Below are 24,833 nucleotides of genomic sequence, written 5' to 3' on the forward strand. Positions count from 1 at the left end.
TTGTGAACCCAAAAGTGGCCTTGGTAAGCACGCCAATCTGACGTATAAATACATACGTTTAGAATTAAAAGGCAAGGGATGGGCCGCGAGAAATTGATAGATCGCAAAGCGTTGTTGGATGCCGCCGAAAACATTATCCATCAGCGCGGCGCAGGAGGACTGACGATAAATGCCGTCGCAAAGGCCGTTGGCATCACAAAGGGTGGAGTGCAATACTGTTTTGGAACCAAGGATGCTCTCGTCGATGCGCTCTTCGAACGATGGGGAGAATCGTATGACGGTTTGTTTGAGAAAACCGTAGGAAAGCAGTCCACGCCGCGTCAAAGGCTCGTCGCGCATATCGAGGCAACTTCCCAAGCGGATCAGACAGCAGGCGCAAAAGCAGCAAGTTTGCTGGCTGGTCTGATGCGACCTCCGGGCCAGCTTTCGTCCACTCGAGAATGGTATGCTTCCCGTCTGCACGGTGTGGAATCGACTTCCACCGAGGGGAGGAAAGCTCGGCTTGCGTTTCTGGCAGCGGAGGGTGCATTTCTCCTCCGCTATATGGGGTTTATGGAAATGGACGAGGAAACATGGACAGAGGCGTACGACGACATTCGCGGCTTGATCGAGCAAGACTGAAGCACTTCTTCAAGAGCACCGAAAACGCTCCCGGCGTCGGTATGCGTTAACTGATCGTGTAGCTCAGACGCGATTTAGCTCGGGAAGAGGCAGGAATAACAATTGTCTGGATCAAAATCGTTGATAGATGGGCCGACTGCAATCTTGATCGCAACCGCGCTCATGTCTTTCCAAGATACGGTTGTACAGGCATCGAGCGCTAACCTTCCTCTTTGGCAGCTTTTTCTTCTTCGCTCCATGATCGCGATCCCTTTGATCGTTTTCCTCATCCGGCGGTCATGGAAGCAATGTCTGCGAGCGGCCTTGGCGCCGTGGACGTTGATTCGATCTATCTTGATCGTGGCAATGTATGTCTGCTTCTACGCCGCTCTTCCTGTTATCGATCTTTCGGTCGTGGCAGCGGTATACTACACCGGGCCATTGTTGATCGTTGCCTTCTCGGCTCTGCTGCTCGGCGACCGGATAGGACGCGCTCAATTCTTCGCCATGGCTGTCGCATTTTGCGGCGTTCTTCTTGTCATCAGACCGGATCAGGACAGCTTTTCTGTCGCCGCGTTGATCCCTCTGCTATCCGCATTGCTATATGCTTTTGCGGCGGTTGCGACCCGGGCGAGACTTGCCTTCGAAAATGCCTGGTCGCTGATCCTGTCCCTCAACATTGTTTTCGTCGTGGTCGGTGGATGCGGCGTCTGCATTTTAACGATACTTCAGCCGGAGCAGTCCTATCCTTTTCTGCTGATGTGGTGGACACCCGTAGGCAGCGTGGAAATTCTAGTTCTCCTCACGCTGGCAGTGATTTCCATCGGCATCCATCTTTTTCTGGCACGCGGGTATCAGCTCGGACCAATGTCGGTGGTTGCGGGGCTGGATTTCTCGTATCTGGGATTTGCAGCACTCTGGGCGTTTTGCCTGCTCGGGACACTGCCTGCGTGGCCAACGGTGGCGGGGACCGTTTTTATCGGACTTGGCGGCCTTTGGGGTCTAGCCAGCAATCGAGCGAGATAGAGGGCATCAGAACGAACAGAGCCAGCCGATTCGCTTGAAACAAAATATACCCCATCGCCAATAGCCGCGATGGCACCGAGCAAAATGAACGACAATGACGAATGTGGCTCCCACGAAAGCACCAACTTGTCGATACCGAATCTCATCTCCATTGAGGCGCGGCGATTTTGCAAGAACAAAAATCTGCTCGCCAAAGGCGTTAGCCTTTGGGCTATGGGTCGGATCGGTCATATGCTTCACGGCAATGCGGCGCAAGCCATAGTGTGTCTATCGGGGCAATATCACTGGCTGTTGACTATCAGTAGTAAGTCAGACGAAGTCATCGGGAGACTGCTGCTGGCGGCGCTTGAGTGCCGATATCTCCTGCCTTTTGCCCCCAAATACAGATATGAGGAAAACGTCGCCGTTTCCCAATACAGTTCTCGTTCAATGGAGGCAGGTAAGCTGTTTCTTCGGTTCTGCGGACATGGATGCGAAAAGCCCCTGGATGCAGTAGCGGTGATCGCAAGCTCCAAAATCAGCCAGCGTCACATCGCGACGAATAGCCTGCATCATCAGGAAGGCAGCCTGTGCAGCAGAGATGCTGCTCCAGGTCGCCGCCAGTCCTTTCCACAATGACACTGCCTTGATGGCATCGACGAGATCGGCTCGCAGGAGTAGTTCCGTCGTTTGAATTGTCTTTCCAATGGAGGCAATATCGCCGACAAAAGTCGTCCGCTCGATAATCGTCAACTGTCGACGAATTGCCGCGTCTTTCGTCATTCTGTCCAACCACGACAGTGTTGCCAGCTCAATGGCGGCAAGATCCTTCCAATTCGCTGATGCAGCGCGCGAGGGGCGGAGGTAATTGGCTATCGCCTCGGCGAGAACGAAGTGCAGGAGTTCAGCCTTGGATGAGAAATGATGGTGCACCGCGCCGCGCGTTACGCGAGCGGAATCCGCAATTCCGGCAAGGGTTGCCTCTGCGTATCCCATCTCCGACATGACGCACTCTGCGGCTGCGATGATGTCGAGCCTAGTTCTGGCCGCTTCTTGCTGAGTTTTCTTCATGGAGATCCGTTCCCGCCTGTTAGGGCATCTGCAACGGTTGCCGGAGCATAGATAATCATCGATGCTGCCTTGGTTATCGGTGACGTTCCTCCAGCAGATGCTTGTTCATGATCCATGGCAACCAGGTTCTCGGCCAAGTGACTTCCCTCCGATATCAGCGCGATGAGCGATGGAGACGATGCGAAGGCGCTATGGCCGCCTCCATCGACTTCGCTTGCATCCATGACCGAGATCCCTCGACGACGCATCCGTTCAATCGCAGTTCCATCACCCAGCCGCGCACCGCCGGTCAGAACCGATGAAACACCGAGCGCGTTGTCGCGGCGCGATACGACGACAGACATCGGAAGGGGAGGGCCAATTTCGGCAAGCTGGTTTTCGAAGACGTCAAGGTCTATATCCGGAGCGGCAAGAACGATGTGATTGAGCCGTTTGAGTGTCTTCCGCTCTTGCGAAAGAGCTAATGTGCGAAGTGCTTCCATGGTGACGAAACCGCCCATGGAGTGTCCGATAATGTAGACCCTCTTAGCATCGGTTGTCGCCGCAACTTTGAGAAGTTCTGCAAGTCCCCGGCGGGCAAAGTTGGCGCTGTCGCGATCATATACGTACAAATCGAGTGCACCTGCCGAAGGCCAGGCATAATGAACCATGACGGAGTTTATACGGTAGTCATGCGCGAATTGGGCGGCCCTGAAAGTGCTGTCGGCAAAATTGTTGTTATATCCGTGGATGAATATGACGACCTCCTTGTCTTTGGAGGATTTCGTCGCAAGCGCTGCGTCAAGTTCATCCTTGAACTGGCGCTGGCCGGAGAATTTGACCATCTGCCTGGCTACGAAATGCTTCGCGCTGTCAGGCTTATATCGGGTTTTCTCCACCAGTCCCGGATTGTGGAATATAGGAATGCCAACATCGATTCGTGAAAAGCTCACTGTGCTCGATCTGCCTTCTCCGTAAGGGTTGGAGAGTTTCCCACTTTCCTTCCGGCTGGTTGCGACAAAGATGGGCACAATGGCTTTCGGTTCTGCCGAAACGACACCGGCGGCCTTTGCTGCCGCAACGGACGAGACAGTAGCATTCGGGCCATGCCACAGCACCGATCGTTGGGAGACGCAGGAATTCAGTAGCGCGCACGCGACGATGAGCGGGCACAACCGAGTAAGAAAACCCAGGTAGCTGCTATCTGGCTTTGCCGCCGAAACAGGATTTTGGTCATTCACTGGATCACCTTGGTCGGAATGAAAATCGCTCGCTTGCATGTGCTGTCGCCAAGGTTTCGGACCTTTGGAAACTGACGCCCGGAGCAGAAATCTCCCGGGCGCTGTCTGAAATGTGCATTATGCGCCGCCAGCCGGCTTACGACTGGCTGTTCTCACAGTGTCACTGTTCCCGTTGGCCTTGTCCGTTGAGAGCGTTCCTGCCCAGCCGCCGCCCAGTGCCTTGTTCAGCGAGATGTAGGCCGATGTGACGGCAAGCTGGCTGTCGATCAGGGCGCCTTCCGCCGTGTAGAGCTGACGTTGGCCATCGAGCAGGTCGAGATAGTTTAAGGTCCCGGTGTCATACTGCGTGCGGGCGGCGGCGTCTGCTCGTTTGTAGGCCGCGACAGCGACGGCGAGTTTGGCACTCCGTTGCCGTTGCTGCGAAAGAGAGACGATCGCATTTTCGACGTCTTCCATGGCTGTCAGAACGGAGGCCTCGTAGGTTGCGAATGATTGGTCTCGCGCAGCGCGCGCGACATCCACTGACGCCTTGAGCTGGCCACCTTTGAACAAGGGAACCGTAATGGCCGGACCAATCGCCCAACCGATCGTGGAGTTTTTGGCGATGTCGCTGACATGGAGAGCCTGGGATGCGATGTTGCCCGTAAGGCTGATGGCCGGATAGCGAGCGGCATCTGCCACGCCGATTCGTGCCGTCGATTGCGCAAGCTGGCGTTCAGCCAGACGCACATCGGGACGCGACAAAAGCACGTCGGCCGGAATGCCGACGGGGAGGGGAAAACGCGGGCGCGGAATAGGCTTGGACTTCGCAAGCTCAGCGGAAAGAGTTGCCGGAGGCAATCCCAGCAGAACGCCGAGGCGATTGACCGCAATCGTACGCGATATCTCGTAGGTCGGAGTGTCCGCCTCGGTTGAAGCCGCCAACGCTTCCACGCGGGCGACATCTGCGGTCGTACCCGACCCGCCATCCAGCTTGGCTTTGGTCAATGCTGCAGTCTGACGCTGCGAACGTGCAGTTCTTGCTCCCAACGCCAGTCTCGCCTGCGCCGCGCGTACCTGTACATAGTTGGAAGCAACGTCGCCAACCAGAACCAGCAGGGTGTTACGGAGTTCTTCTTCTGCGGCATCAAGGCCATACTTTGCCGCTTCGACGCCGCGGCGTTTGCCACCGAACAAATCGATTTCCCAGCTTACATCGAAGCCACTCTGGTACTGAGTAAAGACATTATCCGTGTTTGCAACCGCGGCCGTTTCGGACGTCTTGGTTCTGTTGACCCTTGACGATGTTTCGAGACTTGGCGCCAGCTTACCGGTCTCTTGACCAAGAGTAGCACGAGCTTCCCTCACACGAGCCTTCGCGACGTCGACGGATTTGTTGCTATGGATGGCACGCGTGATCAACAGATCGAGTTGCGGGTCTCTAAGGTTTGCCCACCAGTACGCCAGTTCGGCCGGACGGGTGGACTGGTTGTCGCGGGCGGTCGACCAGTTTGCTGGGACAAACAGATTTGGCGCTTGGTAATCTGGTCCGACCATGCAGCTTGCGAGCGTAGCCACGAGCGTGACGGTTGCTGTGAGCTTGGCAGCCCGTCTGAGGCCGTTCGCTGGGAGGGATCGCTTCAACATTTCTACTTTCCTGGGGGGTCTTGCGGAGGAAGTTGCCCCACCCCGGTGAATAGGGGTGTAGGGTGGGGCTTACCGGTCGGGTGGGGTTTGCCCGGACGGATTCCTTGTCAGTGAGGTGCGTCTGGCGAAGCCTGTGGTGTCGGACTGTGATGATCAGCGTCATCGGCTTCCGGACGTTTTGTTTTGAACAGGTTCAACACAAAGACGAAGAAGGCTGGCACGAAGAACACTGCAAGGATCGTGGCCGATATCATCCCGCCAAGGACTGCCGTACCGATGGCGTTCTGGCTCGCAGCACTAGCGCCCGAAGCGATCGCCAGCGGCACTACGCCGAGCGTGAAAGCGAGCGACGTCATGATGATCGGACGGAAGCGGAGCTTTGCAGCCTCGATCGCCGACTCCAACAGCGGCTTGCCCTCGGCGTAGTTGTCCTTGGCGAACTCGATGATCAGGATCGCGTTTTTGGCGGACAGTCCGATGATCGCGATCAGACCGACCTTGAAGTAAATGTCGTTGGGCATGCCCATCAACATCACCGCAAGGACGCAGCCGATGACACCGAGAGGCACCACGAGCATAACCGAGAGCGGGATCGACCAGCTTTCGTACAGACCTGCGAGAAGCAGGAAGACGAACAGAAGGCTGATGCCGAACAGGAAGGGTGCCTGTGAGCCAGACTTGATCTCCTCGAGGGATTGACCGGTCCACTCAAAGCCGATGCCATCCGGCATTTCGCCTGCGAGACGCTCCATCTCTGCGATGGCCGCACCCGACGAGTTGCCCGGAGCAGGCTCACCGGCGATACGCACTGTCGGATAACCGTTGTAACCGACGATCTGCGGCGATCCCTTCTGCCACTGTGCGATGGCGAATGATGACAGCGGAACCATGCCGCCGCTGGCGTTGCGAACGTTGAGCTTGAGCAGGTCCTCGACCTGAAGGCGGCTCTGATCCTTCGCTTGCACGATGACGCGCTGCATGCGGCCAGCGTTCGGGAAGTCGTTGATGTAGGACGAACCGAGGTTGGCCGTGATCGTGTTATTGATATCCGTGAAAGTGACGCCAAACGTGTTCGCCTTCTCGCGGTCGATCACCAGCAGAACCTGTGCGGCATCGGGCAGACCCTCGACGCGCATGCCTGTCAGCAGCGGGCTCTGGCTGGCCTTCGCCATCAGATCGGCCCCGGCAGCAGATAGTGCCGCCTGGCCCACGCCGTTACGGTCCTGCAGGCGGAAGGCAAAACCGCCGGTGGCACCAAAACCTTCGATGGCCGGGGGCGACAGAGCATAACTGGTCGCATCCTTGAGACCGAACAGAGACATGTTCACGCGGTCGGCGATCGCCTGTGCGGAATTGTCCGCGTCGCGCTCGCTCCAGTCCTTCAGGGTCACGAACATCAATGCCGCGTTGGCGCCCGAGCCGGAGAAACTGAAGCCCTGGATGGCGATAACGTCCTTCACGCCCGCTTCCGCCTTGAAGATCTCTTCGATCTGCTTCACGGATGCCTGCGTACGGTTGGCACTCGCTTCCGGTGGCCCCTGAATGTCGACCAGCAGCGTGCCCTGGTCTTCTGCCGGAACGAAGGCCGATGGCAGGTTGATGAACAGGTAGCCGAGGCCTGCGACGAGTGCGAGATAGATGACCATCATCCGGCCCGCACGGCGCGCCATGCCGAGCGTGACCTTGGTATAGCCGTTGGTCAGCCCGTCGAACTTGCGATTGAACCAGCCAGCAAGCCCCTTCTTCTCATGATGTCCCTTGGGGATCGGCTTGAGGAAGGTGGCGCACAGTGCAGGTGTGAGCGACAGTGCCAGGAAAGCAGAGAACAGGATCGACACGACCATGGTCAGCGAGAACTGGCGGTAGATGATACCTGTCGACCCGGGGAAGAACGCCATCGGAATGAAGACGCAGGCAAGCACCAGCGTGATGCCGAGGATCGCGCCCGTGATCTGGCCCATGGCCTTGCGGGTCGCGGCTTTCGGCGACAGGCCTTCGTCGGCCATGATGCGCTCGACATTTTCGACCACCACGATTGCGTCATCGACGAGAATTCCGATCGCGAGGACCATGGCGAACATGGTCAGCACGTTGATGGAGAACCCGGTCGCGTACATGATCGCGCAGGTGCCGAGCAGCGCCACAGGCACAACAAGTGTCGGAATGACTGTGTAACGAAAATTCTGCAGGAACACGAACATCACGATGAAGACCAGCACGACGGCTTCGATCAGCGTATGAACGACCTTCTCGATCGAAGCCGAGACGAACGGGCTTGTGTCGTAGGGTGTTGCGTACTCAACTCCCTTCGGGAAGAACTTCGACAACTCGTCAAGCTTTGCTTTCACCGCTGAAGACGTGGCGACAGCATTGCCCGTCGATGACAACTGAATGCCGACTGCGGCACTCGGCCGACCATTGAGGCGGCTGGTGAAGTTGTAGTTTTCGGCGCCAAGCTCGATCCGGGCGACGTCCTTCAGAAGGACCGCGCTTCCGTCCGGGTTGGCACGCAGAATGATCTCGCCGAACGCTTTGGGATCGGAAAGCTGGCCCTGGACAAGGACTGTGGCCGTCAGATCCTGACTGACCGGGTTGGGTGCAGCGCCGATCTGCCCTGCGGCAACCTGCGCGTTCTGAGCTGTGATGGCGGCGTTGATGTCGGCGGCGGTCAGGTTGAGGCCGACCATCTTGTCGGGATCGATCCACACGCGCATGGCGCGCTGGGCGGCAAACATCTGGGCGCGACCGACGCCATCAAGGCGGCGGATTTCGCCGAGCACGTTGCGATTAAGGTAATCGCCAAGCTGGACTTCGTCCATGCTGCCGTCGGTGGACGTCAGCGTGACCATCATCAGGAAGCCAGAGGCGGCTTCTTCGACGTTGACACCCTGAGATGTGACGGCTGAGGGAAGCCGTGACTCGACACGTCGGATGGCATTCTGGACGTTAACCGAAGCCTGATCGATGTCCGTTCCAGCCTCGAACGTCGCGTTGATGCTGACTGAGCCAGACGTATCCGAGGTTGACTCGAAATACATCATATTGGCGACTCCGTTGAGCTCTTCCTCAATCAGACGTGTCACGCCTTGGTAGATTTCCTGCGGCGACGCGCCCGGATAGGCCGTCGAAATTGTAAGCTGCGGAGGCGCGACCTTCGGGTACTGCGCGATGGGCAGGAAGGGCAGGGCGATGATGCCCGCAATGGAGATGAACAGCGCGAAGACCCAGGCAAGGATCGGTCTGTTGATGAATAACTGTGCCATGGTCCTACCTTATTGGCCCGTCGCTGCCGGGGCTGTTTCCCCGCCGGACTGCTTCTGTTCGCCCGGTGTCCAGGGCTCCGGAGCGACCTTCGCCTCCGGCTGCAATTTCTGAACGCCATCGACGACGAGCTTTTCGCCGTCCTTCAGGCCACTTTCGACGACCCATTCCTGGCCGAGAGCCTGGCCCAGCTCGATGTCACGAAGTTTTGCGGTGTCGCCTTCGACCACGTAGACCTGCGCCTTACCGTCCTGCGTCCGCAGCACTGCGCGCTGTGGCGCGGTGATTGCATCCTGCCGCACGGCCTGTTCGACTTTCACGCGGACATACATGCCGGGCAGGAGATCGCTGTTGGGGTTGGGGAATTCGGCCCGCAGCGTGACCTGGCCGGTTGTGGAGTCCACATTGGCGCTGGAAAACAGCAGCTTGCCCTTTTCCCCATAGACATCACCGCCATCGAAAACGAGTTCCACGCTGGCCTGCCCGGGGGCGGGGCTTGCGAGTTTGCCGTCGGTGACCGCGCGCCGGAGCGACAATAGATCCTGTGCGGATTGCGTGAAGTCCGCATAGGCAGGATCGATTTGCTGGATAAGCGCAAGGTTTGAAGTACCGTCGGCGGTGACGAGCGCACCTTCAGTGACAAGTGCGCCACCGATGATGCCGGTAATAGGGGCCCGGACCTCGGTGTATTCGAGATTGATCTTGGCCTCTTCAAGCGCTGCCTGTTGAAGGGCCACGTCTGCTTCGGCCTGCGCGAGATTGACGGCGGCAGTATCGTAATCAATGCCACTGGCGACATTGCGTTCACGCAGAGTCTTCTGACGTTCAAGCTGGACCTTTGCATTGTCGCGTGTAGCTTCTGCACGGCGCAGTGTTGCTTCGGCGCTCGCGACCCGAACTTTGAACAATCGCGGATCGATCCGGTAGAGAACATCGCCTTCCTTAACCAGTGCGCCCTGTTCAAAAACACGTTCCTGGAGAATGCCGGACACGCGAGCGCGAACTTCCGACACGCGCGTGGCGGCCACGCGTCCGGGTAACTCGCTGATGACGGGGATTGGATGGGCCTTCAGGTCAATCACGCCCACGGCGGCAGGCGGCATTTCTTCACCTTCCTGCGCGTTGACGGTCGTCGCTGTGAGGGCGAGAATGGAGGTCGCGATAAGGCACGCCTTTAGGCGCGGCAGTTGTCTGCTACGGTACATGGTTTCTTCCTTGGATCATTGTGTTATCGGCGCGCTCAGGGCTATCGATTAACTATCGGGGTAAGACTTGTAGATGCTCTCAACCCCTTCAAGTATCTGCGATTGTTCTTCGTCACTCCATGCGTAGAACCCGAAGGTCTGCATGGAATAAAAGCCGCAAAGGGCCAGATAGGACATTAGCGCTGCATTCGGGCGCGGACCGCGTGCCATTGCGTCGAGGTCGTTCTCAGAGTGCCCTCTTATTTTCTGCTGCAACCCTTCCTCACTTGAAACGGAGATTGCGATTGCCAGAGCTGCGGCGCGTTTGTCATCTTTGAGCGTCACCGCTGCCGAACTAATCCGGCCAAACAGCTCAGGATGTTCCGTGCCGGCCGCGTTTGCCACGAACATCGCCTCCCGCTCAAGCTCTGAGTTCAGCCAACGATCGACAACCATCTCAAGAAGCGAATGCTTGCCTCCCCCGTAAACGACGCGCGATTTGCTGACACCTGCCTCTTTCGCTACGGTGTCAATAGACAGGCTCTTGGTGCCCTTACGAAGCACAACGCGTTCCGCTGCGTCGAGAATTTCATCGTCTTCGACTATTTTCGCTCTGCCCAACGCATCGTCTCCTAATCAGAATAATTATTGAACGATCGTATTCATAAACGCAAGCTTAAAAATACATACGTATGGATATTATTGCGCTTGTCGTTCGCTATGATTTCGGAATCGGACGTGCGCCCCAAGGTGGGGTGGTCTCTGGAGATCAAGGCGTCAGCTTTTTGATGTCGTCAAAGATCGAAGACCAAGTCTCATCGTCAATTTTCATCAAACCCATGTGCCGAAGCAGAAATGCTCCTTCGGCGGCAAGAAACGCCAATCGCGCGTTACGACCGCTCTCCGTATCAATGTCCAGATGTTGGATGCGCTCTCGATACCAGTTTCTCGTTCCCGCCAAGTGCTCGGGAGATTGGGTGAGGGACGCCATCAGTCCTGCCGCTTTGGCCATTGTCGATTCATCTGAGAGGGCTGTCGCCTGGATGTGCGCCTTCACGACGCCGACGGGAGAGGAATCTTGCTCCAGGAAGTGATCGACAGCCAGGTTATAGGCTTGTCCCCATCGCTCAAACATTGCATCCAGTATCGCATCCTTGGATCCGAACGAGTACTGCACGCCACCTTTTGTAATCCCGATTGCCTTTGCAAGCGCGTCGATCGTCAAGGCTGCCGGACCACGGCTTTGCACAATCTCTTCGGCCGCATCGAGAATAGCGTCTCGGTCAATCGTTTTTTTGCGGCCCATGGTTTTCCCTCTATTTTTTCCGTACGTATGTATTTATATGATGCGGACAGACTTATAACCAAACATACGCATTCTCCATAGGTGAATTGATGGCATCCGCCAATCGCTGGCTCGTTTTAGCCGCTGTTATGACGGCCTTCCTGCCGGTCGTTGTTGATCTTACTATCCTCCATATCGCCGTTCCATCGCTCACCGTGGCACTTCAGGCTACAGGGACCGAAGTACTTTGGATCATCGATATTTACGCACTGGTGATGGCAGGCCTCCTTGTGCCTATGGGAACACTGGCGGACCGCATCGGCTATCGAAAAATACTGCTCATTGGGCTTTGCGTATTTGGTCTGGCATCCTTTGCTGCCGCGTTTTCAACGACACCGGCAATGCTGATTGCCTCGCGCGCCGTGCTCGGGATCGGTGCATCAATGGTGATGCCCAGCGTGCTTGCGATTATTCGTACGACGTTCGAGGACGATGGTGAACGAGCAAGGGCACTCGGGCTATGGAGCGTGGTCGGCATGGCCGGCGCTGCCATTGGCCCGCTCGTCGGCGGGCTGCTGCTTGAGCATTTTTGGTGGGGTTCTGTTTTTTTGGTCAATCTTCCAGTGCTTGCCGTTGTTATTCCGATGGTTTGGTGGCTCGTTCCCCGCAATGCTGGCACAGGAATGGGCGACTGGAACATCGGACAGGCAGCCTTGCTCGTAGCGGGCCTTGTTCTTGCGGTTTACGGTATCAAGACCAGCATGAAGGTCGGCCTCGACGCCGTTGGTCTAGGCACTTTGGTCGGAGGTCTTGCGGTACTTGTATGGTTTGGCAGGCTGCAAGTCTCGTCTCCCGCTCCGATGCTCGACCTCTCCCTGTTTCTAAAGCCCGCTATCTCCGCCGGCATGCTCATGGCATTCGTGGCGTCCGGCGCGCTCGGTGGGTTTGAACTCGTGCTCGCTCAGGAGCTTCAGTATGTTCTTGGAATGACACCGCTCGATGCCGGATTGTTCATGCTTCCTCTAGTGGTCGCGGCGGCTGTCGGAGGGCCGTTGGGTGGAAGCATGGCACAGCGCTTCGGTCTTCGCGCGGTAGCAACGATATCAATGGGTGGTGCGGCCGCTTCTCTCTTTGGCCTTGCGTCGATCACTCTGATGGCATCGACAATCCTGACGGCTGCGCTGCTTGCGCTGCTCGGACTCTGCCTCGGTGTCGGTCTCCTCGCTTCATCTATCGCGATCATGGGGAGTGCGCCGCCGGATAAAGCCGGTGCTGCCGGGGCACTTGAAAGCACAGGTTATGAGCTTGGCGGGGGGCTTGGCATCACCTTTTTCGGCGTGTTGGTGAACTCGATCTACCAAGGATCCTTTCTGCGAATCGAACCCGAAGCTGGTGCCGTGGCTGGATCGATTGGAGAGACGATGACGGAGGCACATCGCTTGGCCGGAGCAGAGGGTGACGCACTGAAATCTGCGGCCAGCGCCGCTTTCAGTCAGGCCCACGGCTCCGTTTTATCCATCACCGCTTCGATGATCGCTATCCTTTCGCTCGCAGTGTTCATTGCACTCAGGAATACCCGGCACCTGGCTTCGAAGGGGCATTGAAAGTCCTGCGGCGAAAGCTGCCGCGCTGAATTTGTAGTCAGCACTTTAAGGAAGAGGACAAATCACAATGAGATTGAAACTTACGGCCTTAATGCTCTCGTTTGTCATGTGTTTTAGCGGTATCGGGCCTGCACATGCTCTTCCGGTGACACGCCATGTCGATGTCAGGATTCCCGAACAGGTCCATGTCCAGTGGTACGGTGATGATCGCTGGGGCGAGCGGCGCTGGGAGCGGCACCGCGATTGGGGGCGCTACCGTGACCGGGACTATCGTGGGCATTGGGGTGACCGCAGAGACTGGGGTGATCATCGTGAATGGCGTCACCACCGCTACCATCATGACCGACACCACGGGAGGCGGTACTATCGCGATCGCCGACCGGATGTCGGCGCCATGATAGGTGGGTTTGCTGCTGGAGCCATCATCGGCGGAGCCCTTGCGCAACCCCGGCAAGCGCCCGCGCGCCGCTATGTTGGTGGCAGCTCCCACGTGACTTGGTGTTACAACCGATATCGATCCTACCGAGCCTACGACAATACTTTCCAGCCATACAATGGCCCGCGCCAGAGATGTTACTCACCTTTCTGACCCCGCTGCAGCAAGATTAGGCCCGCACGAGAATGGGCGGATCGTTAGCGGGCCTTTCGATCATGCCAAACATCACCGGTTGTTGCAGACGCACGGCTGATGTGTGCTCTCTCAATCGGACGTTCGTTCATGCAATTTATGGCACTCACGGCGCAGGTAATGAAGCTCATCAACAAGCGTGATGCGCCTTCACGGATTGAATGCGCAAGAATCCTGTCTCAGATCATTGAAGAACTCAACGCTTCGGAAAGCCTGGCCCGTAGCAATGCGGACGTAGGAGTGGCGATCTTGGCGCTCAGCTATGCCTTACAGAACATCGAGGCCGCCAGCGATGCGCAAGCGCGCGAGGTGCTGCGGAAGGCCGCATCGATGCTGGGGCGGTACCATCGTATATCTGCGCAGAGTAAATAAACATGATAGAAAGATTTAATATAATCTTGGCATTTTTATTTCTGGAAATGCAATTTTTCATTGATGGCAAGATGTGTTGCATATAAGTTTTTCATGAGATATCTTTGAATATCTAAGTAGGTGACGTAAATGGTTGATATACTTGAATTCACTTTGAAGCTTTTCTTTGGGTGCTTCGTAGTGGCAAGCTTGATCATGTTTGGATTTCGAGATTACTGGAATGGTAATCCGAAAGAAGTCTACATGCGCTTCAAGGACGCGAGGCGGTCTTCTTTTGCCAGTAACATGAAATTTAGCGTGGTCATGCTCGTTATGCTGATGAGATTCGTCGTCATTTCGATCGTGATTGTCGTTTTCTCTATGGTTTATTGGCGATTGCTCTACATATAGGGCCGGTCGCTGTGCTCCGGCATTTTTTGCATCGAGCACGGGCCAGATGACACCGCGCTAATGTTTCGACACCCGGTAAACACACGCCTTGTCCGCCCCATCCCGTCGGGGAACTTGCGGCGAAGGTCGGGTTAAGCAGAAGACAGTTTGAGCGTCAATTTCAAGATAGCGAAAAAGCACCGCCTGGGGCCGTTTATCGAAAAGTCCGCATGGATCGCGCGAGACATCTCCTGCTTCATACCAGGGCTGATCTGATCGAAATCGCATTGCAAGTCGGGTTCATGTCCTCTTCGCACTTCGCTGCAGCGTTTCGCAAGCATTTCAGGCAGACACCTACGCAGATGCGCAGCAAGGCGATGGAGCATACCGATCGGCTTCCTTTGTCGGGCGAACTAGCGCTTGCACTCGCCGAGTGACCCGCCGTCCTTAAAGGTTCAACAGCTTTCTCGGCTCCGGAAACTAGCCGTTAGACCCAAACAATTGACTCAAGGAAGAAGAAATGGATCGGAGCCCATAACAAATCTTCTTTAACTAGCTCGCGAAAAGTTCCATAAGTGTTATTATCACAAATTCATTAAGTAGTTGATATATATAACCTATAACGTCATATACACGCCTTCAATATAGCAGAGCCTTCCCCTTAATTTGGGCTGACCCGCCAGAACGACGGCGTAGAGCATCACAAAACCTCTTTCGCTCGTGGCGTGAGGGGCAAAGCGAAGTTCAATAGCGTCACATCAGTCTAATGATGCTGCACTTCCCACAGAATTGCACGCAAAGCGGGAATTTAACCTCGACTGGCGGTACGGCAGACATTAACATGAGCCATGATCAGAGCTTGGGGGGGAGATATGAAAAGTAAACTTCTCATTGCAGCGACATTCGCCACCTCGCTTGCATCCATCACGCCTGCGGCGGCACAAGCCCAGACCGAGCGGGTGACGGTCATGGCGTTCAACGTTGAGAATTTCTTCGACAATGTCGATGATCCCCGTATGCCGAATGGTGAGAATGCCGAAGTCATAAACACGGCCGAATGGGTCGCTGCAAAAGGCGCTGCCATAGCGAGAGTTATTCAGCGGTTCGACTTTGGGAAGGGTCCAGATATCATTGTACTGCCGGAGGTCGAGAGCGATGTTGCTCTGCAAGCTATTCGGACGTCGCTCGACGCCGGTGGAGCGGCCTATCCTACAGCAGTGCTCGTCGATGTGGATCCCAACAGGCCTGAGCCGAAGCCTGATCAACGCGGCATCAAGGTTGGCATTCTGTCGAAATTGGCGGCAAGCAGCGAACCCAAGAGCATCGCGGTCGACTTGACTACGGAGCCGGCGTGCAATCGGCAGGACGGTTCCAAGGGCGTCACGAGAGACCTTGTTCAGGTGGACCTGGCAATGCCGGACGGTTCGACGCTGACCTTGATCGGAGCGCATTTGCCGTCGGGAGGGAATCCCAGAATCTGCCGTGAACTCGGAGCTCAAGCTATCGCGACGGCCGCAGCTCACTTGCCATCCGACAGGGTTGTCGTTGCTGCCGGCGACTTCAATTTCAACTGCGCGCCCGACGAACGGCGCGCCCTTGCGAACTCCCTCCCAAACTGGATCCTGCCGGCCGAACTCGATAACGGTTGCCGCGGTGATGGCAGTCAGTATTTCGCGCGAGAAAATACCTGGTCTTATCTCGATGTCATCACTCAGCCACCCGGCTTAGCTCAAGGCCAGTGGAAGATGGATCCACGCAGCTTCCAAGTCGTGCATGACGATTTCGAACAGTTTTTTTGGGACGAGAACAACAAAGTCATGCGTCCAAAGGCATTCCGCTTCAATCAGCAGAATGGAAAAGGATCGGGTGTCTCGGACCATTGGCCGATTGCAATCGACCTCGTTAAATCCGCTGCACCATAGGCGTCTTTTCGACCTTCTCTCAATCACTACACGGCAAATGTTTGTCCGTCGGTTGCGCTTTTCCGGCTTAATTCCGGACTGGCGTTGATGATGGCCGGTGTTGCATGCTCTTGCGTTCAAGAGTGCGATATCGCCCAAACTCCACGATCTTGCAGTACCGCAAGCAGTCCAATCCCGCTTCGATTGATGGCGTCCTGGATCAGGTCCGGATCTCCGTCGATCAACCCGCAAGGGGTCGGCAGCTAGGCTGCCGCCGCTCTGCCTTCGTCTACGCGGTGATCGTGACCGTCTCTGTTCCATTGAGGAGCCATCAGCGGGAATTGGCCCGCTTCCGATGGAGCATTCGAACATGGCGCACGATCTTTCCCTCGCTCAGTCCCACGCCTTCCAGCTTTGCCGCGACCTGATGGTCCCGATCGCCCTTTTCAAATCCGGCGACGAATTCGGTGCCCTGCCGTCCGACGAACTCGATGATGACGATGATCTGGAGATCATCTTCGAATTCGAGCCTCGCGGGTCTCATTGAGACCCGCATGTTCTTGCCGCTGACGCGCTGTCGGCCGCAAGGGAAGCTGCGCCGCGGCCGGTGCAAAATTGCACCTTGATTGCCGCGCCCTTGCCCCCTCCGCTCTTCGCGGCGGGCGGAACTGTACCCGCAAACTTGCGGGAGCTAAAAAGGGACGGCCGCCAAGCGGCTGAAAGAAAATGAAGCGAGAAGAGTTGGAGGCGCTGCGCGCCAGGGTAAGCTGCGAAGCCGTGCTCGAGCGGGCCGGTTATGAAATTGACCTGAGAGAAAGCACGCGCCGTGCAGTCAAGTACCGACATGGCAGCAACATCATTATTGTGACGCATGATGGCCGAGGCTGGTTCGATCCGCTCAGCGACGAAAAGGGCGATGTCTTCGGCCTTGTCATGTTCCTCGATAAGGTCGATTTCCCGACCGCGGCGGACACCGTCGCAGCGCTTGTCGGGTTTCGACTTTTCCGGCCAGAATGGCAGTCATCGCGGTCTGCAGCGCCGGTCGCGAATATTTGCGATCGATGGCGCAGTCGACGCGTGCCCTCGCCCGGATCCGGGGCCTGGCGATATCTATGTTGGGCGCGCTGGATCCCGGCTGTCATAGTTCGACAGGCCGTCTGGGAAGGCGTCCTTCGGGAAGGCCCGTTCGCAAGCATGTGGGCGGCCCATGTCGATGGCGACGGTGCTGTTATCGGTTGGGAAGAACGTGGTCCCGACTGGCGCGGTTTCTCGACTGGCGGATCGAAGGCTCTTTTCCGCTTCGGACCTAGCGATGCCTCTCGTCTCTGCGTCACCGAGGCCGCGATCGATGCGATGAGCCTGGCAGCACTCGAGGGCCCACGAGAACGGACCCTCTATCTCAGCACCGGCGGCGGATGGTCGCCTGCGGCAGACGCCGCTTTTGCCGCGCTGGCGGCACGTCCATCGACCATACTCGTCGCCGCAACCGATGCCAATTCTCAAGGCGATGCCTATGCGGAACGACTGCGTGCGATCGCCGTGGCGTCCGACTGCGACTGGCAGCGTCTGCGACCACCGGCGGAGGATTGGAATGAGGTTCTTCAGGCGAGGGAAAAGGAAAACCGGGAGCGGAAGTTAGGAAGGAAACAGGCCTGCCGCATGCGCGCCGGCCGCATCAAGGGAGGCTTCGCCCGGCGGAAGCCGGCCCTTGACCCGGCCGGACACGAGGCTGGCAATCCGGAAGGGGTCATGAAGGACTGAAGAGAAAGGTGAGGTCGATACGATCGTGCCGCCTTCGGTTCCAAACGCCGAAAGGAAAAGGCATATGACCTCAACGTCCCTCCCCCGAAAAGTCTTCCAGGGCGTGGCCAAACGCTCGGACATGTTCCGGATGTTTGACCGGCATCGTGATCGCCCCGACCGCCTCGACGGCGACCAGTCCAGCATCTACGCCGGCGAATGGTTCGAGATCGATGAGACTTCCTACAACTACATGCTCGATATCCTGCCGCCTTTGTGGATGCGCGGGCCGACCTTCGCGATGCGCGAGTTCATGACCGGTTCGGTGACCTCGATATTTTACGCTCTCCGGATCGACGGAGTTCTTCGCCGCTTCCACGCCTATTGCGACCTTTCCGATCGCAATTCGGAGGAGGCGATGCGTGCTGCGATCGTCACCCGCGAAAGCCCGCCGGTCCGGGCAATGAGCCGTGAGGAACGCCTCGAGCATATCTGGAGCACGGCCACTAACGACTATCGCGGCTATGCCGGTGTCCGTTGGCCGAAGCAGATGCAGGGCCATCGTACGGTGATGCTTTATGGCGGCAAGGAAGGGACAGTCCTGAAGCTGCTCGACACGCTGACCGACGACGAGATCGCGGCCAAGCTGCCGGTGCATCTGCGCCATCTTCCCTCACCGCTGGCCGCATAAGCCAGATCAATCCCCGCAATTGGGCGATGCAGCCGGTCAAATTCTCGACCGGACGTTTGCGCACGCCCTCGTTTCAAAGGTGCTTTCCTATGCGCAATGACCCCTTTACCTTCGACATGTTCGGCAGCTCGGCCCTGTCCTCCGGCCTTGGGCTCGGCGTCACCGCCTTTGGCGGCTTCGACCCCTTAGCGGCCAACGATGACGATCCCGATCCGACACCGCCGGCACCAGCACCTGCCCTCCCCGCTGCGGCTGCGGCTGCGGCTGCGGCTAAGCCTGTTAGGCGCGCTGCCCTTCGGGCAAACTTCTATCTCGATGGTGACCGCGAGCTGGGCGCCTCCTGGAAGGATCGCGCTCGCGCCAATGTCGCGGCGATCCTCGTCGCCGACGGCATCGTGAAACAGGACCGGCCAGCGACGCCAAATGAGCAGGCGCAGCTTGTTCGTTTCACCGGCTTCGGCGCCGGCGAGCTGGCCAACGGCATGTTTCGCCGTCCGGGTGAGGTCGATTTTCGGCAGGGCTGGGACGATCTTGGTTCCTCACTCAAAACCGCCGTCTCCGAGGCAGACTATGCGTCGCTGGCGCGCTGCACCCAGTATGCGCATTTCACGCCGGAGTTCATCATCCGCGCGATCTGGGCCGGGGTTCAAAGGCTCGGCTGGCGCGGCGGCCGCGTTCTCGAACCGGGGATCGGTACGGGTCTGTACCCGGCCCTGATGCCGGCGGGGTACCGTGACGCTGCCTATGTCACCGGGATTGAGCTCGATCCGGTAACTGCCCGTATTGTCGGCCTGCTCCAACCGAGGGCGCGAATTATCAATGGCGACTTCGCGCGCATCGACCTGGCGCCGATCTACGATCTGGCCATCGGCAATCCGCCCTTTTCCGATCGCACAGTTCGCTCGGACCGTACCTATCGGTCGCTCGGTCTTCGCCTGCACGACTATTTTATCGCCCGATCGATCGACCTCCTGAAGCCCGGCGCTCTTGCCGCCTTTGTCACCTCACATGGCACGATGGACAAGGCCGATACGACGGCGCGGGAGCATATCGCCAAATCAGCCGATCTGATCGCAGCGATCCGGCTCCCCGAGGGCAGCTTTCGCCGGGACGCCGGCACGGATGTCGTCGTCGACATCCTGTTCTTCCGCAAGCGCAAGCCCGGCGAGCCGGAAGGCGACCAGATGTGGCTTGATGTCGATGAGGTCCGTCCGTCCACAGATGACGAAGGCGCCATGAGGGTCAATCGCTGGTTCGCCCGTCATCCCGACTTCGTGCTCGGCACCCACGCGCTGACGTCCGGCCCGTTTGGCGAGACCTATACCTGCCGGCCGCTCGCTGGCGAGGATCGAGAAGCCGCCCTTGCCGCTGCCATCGAGCTTCTGCCGGCCGACCTCTACGACGGCGAGCCGACGCCCATCGATCTCGATCTCGAGGATGAACTCGCCGAGATCGTCGACCTGCAGCCGAAGGGCGGGCCTGTTCGCGAAGGCAGCTTTTTTCTCGACCGCTCCAAGGGCCTGATGCAGATGCTCGACGGAACGGCTGCGCCGGTCACGGTCCGCAAGGGCCGCACCGGAGATGGCATCTCGGAAAAGCACGTCCGGATCATCAGCAAGCTGATCCCGATCCGCGACGCCGTGCGCGAGGTGCTGAAGGCACAGGAAACTGATCGGCCCTGGCGCGATCTGCAGGTGCGGTTGCGTATCGCCTGGTCAGGCTTCGTGCGCGATTTCGGGCCGATCAACCACACGACTGTCTCGATCCTGGAAGACGCGGAGACCGGCGAGGTCAGGGAAACCCACCGCCAGCCGAACCTCGCCCCGTTCCGCGACGACCCGGATTGCTGGCTGGTCGCCTCGATCGAGGACTATGACCTGGAGACTGACACGGCGAAGCCCGGTCCGATCTTCTCCGAACGCGTAATTGCGCCGCCGGCGGCCCCGACCATCACATCGCCGGCAGATGCGCTCGCCGTTGTGCTGAATGAACGCGGCCATGTCGATATCGAGCATATCGCCGAGCTCCTTCACAGCAATCCCGCTGATGTGATCGACGAGCTGGGCGAGGCCGTGTTCCGTGATCCAGCCGATGGGTCTTGGAAAACAGCGGATGGATATCTCTCCGGCGCGGTGCGCACCAAGCTCGCGGCGGCGCAGGCCGCGGCCGAGCTCGATCCGACCTATGAGCGCAATGTCCGCGCTTTGACCGATGTCCAGCCAGTCGATCTTCGCCCCTCCGACATCACCGCGCGGCTCGGCGCGCCATGGATACCTGCTGCCGACGTCGTCGCCTTCGTGAAAGAGAAGATGGAAGCGGACATCCGCATCCACCACATGCCGGAGCTCGGGTCGTGGACAGTGGAGGCCCGCCAGCTCGGTTATAGTGCTGCCGGCACATCCGAATGGGGGACCAGCCGCCGCCATGCCGGCGACCTGCTGGCCGATGCGCTCAACAGCCGAGTCCCGCAGATTTTTGACGTGTTCAAGGACGTCGATGGCGAGCGTCGGGTGCTCAACGTCGTCGATACCGAAGCCGCCCGTGACAAGCTGCAGAGGATCAAGCAATCCTTCCAGGACTGGGTTTGGACGGACCCCGATCGCACCGATCGGTTGGCCCGCGATTACAATGATCGTTTCAACAATATCTCGCCGCGAAAATTCGACGGCTCCCATCTTAAACTTCCCGGCGCCTCAGGCGCCTTTGTTCTTTATGGGCACCAGAAACGTGGCATCTGGCGGATCATCGCCGATGGTTCCACCTATCTCGCCCACGCCGTCGGCGCCGGCAAGACGATGACGATGGCCGCCGCTATCATGGAGCAGCGCCGTCTCGGCCTGATCGCCAAGGCGATGCTGGTCGTCCCCGGCCATTGCTTGGCGCAGGCCGCCCGTGAGTTTCTTGCGCTCTATCCGAATGCCCGCATTCTCGTCGCCGACGAGACCAATTTTACCAAGGACAAGCGTGCTCGCTTCCTCAGCCGTGCGGCGACCGCGACCTGGGATGCGATCATCATCACGCATTCTGCGTTTCGCTTCATCGCCGTGCCCTCGGCCTTCGAACAGGAGATGATCCAGGACGAGCTGCAGCTTTACGAGGATTTGCTGACCAAGGTCGACAGCGAGGACCGCGTCTCGCGCAAGCGCCTGGAGCGGCTGAAGGAGGGATTGCAGGAGCGGCTCGAAGGTCTCGCCACCCGCAAAGACGATCTGCTGACAATCTCTGAAATCGGTGTCGACCAGATCGTCGTCGACGAGGCGCAGGGATTTCGCAAGCTGTCCTTCGCCACCAATATGTCGACGCTGAAGGGCATTGATCCCAATGGCTCGCAGCGCGCCTGGGATCTCTATGTCAAATCCCGCTATATCGAGACGAAGAACCCTGGCCGGGCGCTGGTTCTCGCCTCCGGCACGCCGATCACGAACACGCTCGGCGAGATGTTCTCGATCCAGCGTCTGCTCGGCCATGAGGCACTTGTCGAACGCGGGTTGCACGAATTCGATGCATGGGCAGCGTGCTTTGGCGATACGACGACCGAACTCGAAATCCAGCCGTCGGGCAAATACAAGCCGGTCAGCCGCTTCGCTTCCTTTGTGAACGTACCCGAGCTGATTGCCATGTTCCGGTCCTTCGCTGACGTCGTCATGCCCGACGATCTTAGGCAATATGTGAAGGTGCCGAACATTTCCACCGGGCGTCGGCAGATCCTGACGGCCAAGCCGACGGTGCTGTTCAAGACCTACCAGCAAATGCTCGATGGCCGGATCAAGGCGATCGAGAAGCGCGAGGGGCCGGCCAAGCCTGGCGACGACATCCTGCTCTCGGTCATCACCGATGGTCGCCATGCGGCGATCGACCTTCGCTTCGTCATGCCGGCTGCCGACAACGAGGAGGATAACAAGCTCAATCTGCTCGTGCGAAACGCCCACCGGATCTGGAAGGAAACCGGTGAGGCGATCTACCGCCGTCCGGACGGCAAGGATTTTGACTTGGCCGGCGCTGCCCAGATGATATTTTCCGATCTCGGTACGATCAATGTCGAAAAGACCCGCGGCTTCTCGGCCTATCGGTTCATCCGCGACGAGCTGATCCGGCTCGGCGTACCGGTGTCACAGATCGCATTCATGCAGGACTTCAAGAAAACCGAGGCCAAGCAGCGGCTGTTCGGCGATGTCCGCGCCGGCAAGGTTCGTTTCCTGATTGGTTCGTCGGAAACCATGGGCACCGGCGTTAATGCCCAGCTCCGGCTAAAAGCGCTTCACCATCTCGACGTGCCGTGGCTGCCGTCGCAGATCGAGCAGCGCGAGGGCCGGATAGTGCGTCAGGGCAACCAGCATGACGAGGTCGATATCTTCGCTTATGCCACCGAAGGCTCGCTCGACGCCTCGATGTGGCAGAACAACGAGCGCAAGGCCCGGTTCATTGCCGCAGCACTCTCCGGCGACACCTCGATCCGGCGGCTGGAGGATGCCGGGGAAGGTGCCGCCAACCAGTTTGCCATGGCCAAGGCCATAGCGTCCGGAGACGAGCGGCTGATGCAGAAGGCTGGACTTGAGGCCGACATCGCTCGCCTCGAAAGACTGCGGGCCGCCCACGAGGACGACCAATATGCCGTCCGTCGGCAGATGCACGATGCCGAGCGTGAGATCGAGGTCTCGACACGGCGCATTGGCGAGATCGGCCAAGACATCGAACGGCTACAGTCGACGTCGGGCGGCGCTTTCAGTATGACCGTGCTCGGTCAGATCCATACCGAACGTAAGGAGGCCGGCCGCGACTTGATGAAGGAGATCCTCACGCTGGTCCAGCTCCAACAGGAGGGTGATCTTCATCTGGCTACAATTGGCGGGTTCGATCTCGTTTATGAGGGCGAGCGCTTCGGCAAAGGCGATGGTTACCGCTACGAGACGCTTCTACAGCGCACTGGTGCCGAATATGAGATTGATCTGACCATCACGGTGACGCCGCTCGGCGCGATCTCGCGACTGGAGCATGCACTCGACGGCTTCGACGATGAACAGCGCCAGTATCGGCGGCGGCTTGAGGAGGCGCAGCGACGCCTGAGGTCCTACCGATCGCGAGAAGGTGGCAGCTTTGCGTTTGCTGGCGAGCTGAGTGAAAAGCGCGAGGCGCTCCGCGAGATCGAAATGCTATTGGCGTCCGATGCTGCCGATCACGACAGCATGCGAAAAGACGCATGATGTTATGCGCAAATTCTTCGTGCAGATTGACCAAGTTTCAGGCATAAAGTCGATAGCTGATGCGTTTGGCGGCGCCTTCCCAGTGCCGCTGCAGAAGCTGTTCCCCTCTGGAGGTTTCTTTGGCCTCCATATCTTATGGGCCGCGTTATTCGTGGCCCTTTTTTTCTTTGAGACCATCACTCGGCAAATGCAGAAGTGTGTCGTCAACGACGGGTTCGTCGCGGCGCATCCGCCGACCTCGCCGCTCAACCGCCTGCTGCTTGAGCAGCGTGCTGTGACGTTGACGCATCTCTTCGAAATCAATGTCTCCACGTACCCATTCATCGAGCAGCGCGATGAATGTCGGGTTCGTGTCGATCGGTGCACCCCGTTCTCTGGCGTGGTCGATGGCCCGCTGGGCAATTGCTTTTCGAGTTTCAGGATCCGTAGCCATATCATCTCGACTGCATTTTACGACGGCGGCGAGCTGTACCAGTCGGACGTGTTCAACGCGAACTGAATATACAAGATGGCAAGAAAAAGCTGAGGACGGATTGTGTTCGCTTCGCTGCTCGACGCGTATCACGGCGCGTTTGCTGGCCGCGGCGTGTTGAGAAGATTCATCATGCTTGGAGTGCCGTTTTTCGCGGGCGCTCTATTGACCGATCCACAAGGTCGATGGGATCAAAGATGAAAAATGATGCGGGAACCAATGCCATTTTATCTTGTCACCCAAACCTCTCTGATCGAAGCCCCAGATGAAGAGGCCGCCGCGCAGAAAGTAATTGAGCGGATCAGATCCGGCGCTCAAGTCGCCGTTTCGGTCAGGTTCGATGAAGCGACAGTGTCGCATCTCATCGTGGCGGCAAGGAGCGAGTGCCGAAGCGATACGCCGTCGCCTATCCCGCTGCCGGCAAATGTGCCGCAATTCCTGGAGACAGAGGTCGCCTCAACCGGCTTGGGCGAAAAGCAGCTCATCTTAAAACGCATGATGGCGAATGCCTGGGCGCTGGTGATGTGGCGCAGATAGCGCGATTCTATCTTGGGCCGGTTGGTGTGGAACCGGTAAATTAGCTGCTGTCGCTAAATGCCTGGA

Annotated in this window: 20 protein-coding genes and 1 pseudogene; 14 read left to right on the forward strand and 7 right to left on the reverse strand. The window is 58.1% G+C overall.

All coding sequences use genetic code 11. From position 1 onward, the window contains the following. Positions 1 to 78 precede the first annotated feature (78 nt). Both ACRQ1B_RS27325 and ACRQ1B_RS27330 read left to right on the forward strand, forming a co-directional pair. Positions 79 to 621 (forward strand): TetR/AcrR family transcriptional regulator, encoded by a 543-nt coding sequence (locus ACRQ1B_RS27325; protein WP_432297340.1) that lies wholly within the window; start codon positions 79 to 81, stop codon positions 619 to 621. Between the two features lie 102 nt (positions 622 to 723). Next, the gene (locus ACRQ1B_RS27330) at positions 724 to 1,626 is read left to right on the forward strand and encodes a DMT family transporter (protein ID WP_432297341.1); all 903 of its coding nucleotides are present in this window, start codon (positions 724 to 726) and stop codon (positions 1,624 to 1,626) included. Positions 1,627 to 2,052: 426 nt separating this feature from the next. Here the strand turns inward: ACRQ1B_RS27330 and ACRQ1B_RS27335 are convergent, their stop codons facing one another. The 7 genes from ACRQ1B_RS27335 to ACRQ1B_RS27365 all read right to left on the reverse strand — a co-directional run bounded on the left by ACRQ1B_RS27335 (position 2,053) and on the right by ACRQ1B_RS27365 (position 11,273). Continuing rightward, on the reverse strand, positions 2,053 to 2,676 hold the full coding sequence (locus ACRQ1B_RS27335) for a TetR family transcriptional regulator (protein ID WP_432297343.1): 624 nt from the start codon (positions 2,674 to 2,676) through the stop codon (positions 2,053 to 2,055). Then, complete coding sequence (locus tag ACRQ1B_RS27340) at positions 2,673 to 3,935, reverse strand: alpha/beta hydrolase (RefSeq protein ID WP_432297344.1); 1,263 nt, start codon at positions 3,933 to 3,935, stop codon at positions 2,673 to 2,675. The genes ACRQ1B_RS27335 and ACRQ1B_RS27340 overlap by 4 nt, the downstream gene beginning before the upstream one ends. 78 nt (positions 3,936 to 4,013) lie before the next feature. Next, the gene (locus ACRQ1B_RS27345; protein ID WP_432297346.1) at positions 4,014 to 5,522 is read right to left on the reverse strand and encodes an efflux transporter outer membrane subunit; all 1,509 of its coding nucleotides are present in this window, start codon (positions 5,520 to 5,522) and stop codon (positions 4,014 to 4,016) included. Positions 5,523 to 5,629: 107 nt separating this feature from the next. After that, on the reverse strand, positions 5,630 to 8,785 hold the full coding sequence (locus tag ACRQ1B_RS27350) for a multidrug efflux RND transporter permease subunit (protein WP_432297347.1): 3,156 nt from the start codon (positions 8,783 to 8,785) through the stop codon (positions 5,630 to 5,632). Between the two features lie 9 nt (positions 8,786 to 8,794). Continuing rightward, positions 8,795 to 9,988 carry an efflux RND transporter periplasmic adaptor subunit gene (locus ACRQ1B_RS27355; protein ID WP_432297348.1) on the reverse strand — a complete coding sequence of 398 codons (1,194 nt, stop codon included), beginning with the start codon at positions 9,986 to 9,988 and terminating at the stop codon, positions 8,795 to 8,797. A 48-nt stretch (positions 9,989 to 10,036) separates the two neighbouring features. Continuing rightward, on the reverse strand, positions 10,037 to 10,588 hold the full coding sequence (locus ACRQ1B_RS27360; RefSeq protein ID WP_432297349.1) for a TetR/AcrR family transcriptional regulator: 552 nt from the start codon (positions 10,586 to 10,588) through the stop codon (positions 10,037 to 10,039). Between the two features lie 148 nt (positions 10,589 to 10,736). Further along, positions 10,737 to 11,273 carry a TetR/AcrR family transcriptional regulator gene (locus ACRQ1B_RS27365; protein WP_432297350.1) on the reverse strand — a complete coding sequence of 179 codons (537 nt, stop codon included), beginning with the start codon at positions 11,271 to 11,273 and terminating at the stop codon, positions 10,737 to 10,739. 89 nt (positions 11,274 to 11,362) lie between these two features. On the opposite strand from ACRQ1B_RS27365, the gene ACRQ1B_RS27370 reads away from it, so the two are divergent. The 12 genes and pseudogenes from ACRQ1B_RS27370 to ACRQ1B_RS27425 all read left to right on the forward strand — a co-directional run bounded on the left by ACRQ1B_RS27370 (position 11,363) and on the right by ACRQ1B_RS27425 (position 24,767). Then, positions 11,363 to 12,856 (forward strand): MFS transporter, encoded by a 1,494-nt coding sequence (locus ACRQ1B_RS27370; protein WP_432297351.1) that lies wholly within the window; start codon positions 11,363 to 11,365, stop codon positions 12,854 to 12,856. 185 nt (positions 12,857 to 13,041) lie between these two features. Then, positions 13,042 to 13,254 (forward strand): hypothetical protein, encoded by a 213-nt coding sequence (locus ACRQ1B_RS27375; RefSeq protein ID WP_432297497.1) that lies wholly within the window; start codon positions 13,042 to 13,044, stop codon positions 13,252 to 13,254. Beyond that, on the forward strand, positions 13,251 to 13,445 hold the full coding sequence (locus ACRQ1B_RS27380) for a BA14K family protein (RefSeq protein WP_432297477.1): 195 nt from the start codon (positions 13,251 to 13,253) through the stop codon (positions 13,443 to 13,445). Before ACRQ1B_RS27375 ends, ACRQ1B_RS27380 begins: the two co-directional genes overlap by 4 nt. Before the next feature lie 129 nt (positions 13,446 to 13,574). Continuing rightward, positions 13,575 to 13,856 (forward strand): hypothetical protein, encoded by a 282-nt coding sequence (locus tag ACRQ1B_RS27385; RefSeq protein ID WP_432297352.1) that lies wholly within the window; start codon positions 13,575 to 13,577, stop codon positions 13,854 to 13,856. 515 nt (positions 13,857 to 14,371) lie between these two features. Beyond that, positions 14,372 to 14,662 (forward strand): annotated as a pseudogene (locus ACRQ1B_RS27390) (helix-turn-helix domain-containing protein); the annotation flags it as partial. A 435-nt stretch (positions 14,663 to 15,097) separates the two neighbouring features. Beyond that, the gene (locus ACRQ1B_RS27395) at positions 15,098 to 16,147 is read left to right on the forward strand and encodes an endonuclease/exonuclease/phosphatase family protein (RefSeq protein WP_432297354.1); all 1,050 of its coding nucleotides are present in this window, start codon (positions 15,098 to 15,100) and stop codon (positions 16,145 to 16,147) included. Between the two features lie 349 nt (positions 16,148 to 16,496). After that, positions 16,497 to 16,673, forward strand: a complete 177-nt coding sequence (locus ACRQ1B_RS27400) for a hypothetical protein (RefSeq protein WP_432297356.1) — start codon at positions 16,497 to 16,499, stop codon at positions 16,671 to 16,673. Between the two features lie 179 nt (positions 16,674 to 16,852). Beyond that, positions 16,853 to 17,887 carry a DUF3991 domain-containing protein gene (locus ACRQ1B_RS27405; RefSeq protein WP_432297358.1) on the forward strand — a complete coding sequence of 345 codons (1,035 nt, stop codon included), beginning with the start codon at positions 16,853 to 16,855 and terminating at the stop codon, positions 17,885 to 17,887. A gap of 64 nt (positions 17,888 to 17,951) precedes the next feature. Continuing rightward, entirely contained in the window at positions 17,952 to 18,557 is a 606-nt protein-coding gene (locus ACRQ1B_RS27410) for a DUF1419 domain-containing protein (protein ID WP_432297360.1), read from the forward strand. An 89-nt stretch (positions 18,558 to 18,646) separates the two neighbouring features. Further along, complete coding sequence (locus tag ACRQ1B_RS27415; RefSeq protein ID WP_432297361.1) at positions 18,647 to 23,758, forward strand: DEAD/DEAH box helicase family protein; 5,112 nt, start codon at positions 18,647 to 18,649, stop codon at positions 23,756 to 23,758. Further along, entirely contained in the window at positions 23,721 to 24,257 is a 537-nt protein-coding gene (locus tag ACRQ1B_RS27420) for a hypothetical protein (RefSeq protein WP_432297363.1), read from the forward strand. The genes ACRQ1B_RS27415 and ACRQ1B_RS27420 overlap by 38 nt, the downstream gene beginning before the upstream one ends. Before the next feature lie 177 nt (positions 24,258 to 24,434). Next, entirely contained in the window at positions 24,435 to 24,767 is a 333-nt protein-coding gene (locus ACRQ1B_RS27425) for a hypothetical protein (protein WP_432297365.1), read from the forward strand. Positions 24,768 to 24,833 lie beyond the last annotated feature (66 nt).

Source organism: Endobacterium panacihumi (assembly GCF_050847465.1).
GTDB lineage: Bacteria > Pseudomonadota > Alphaproteobacteria > Rhizobiales > Rhizobiaceae > Neorhizobium > Neorhizobium panacihumi.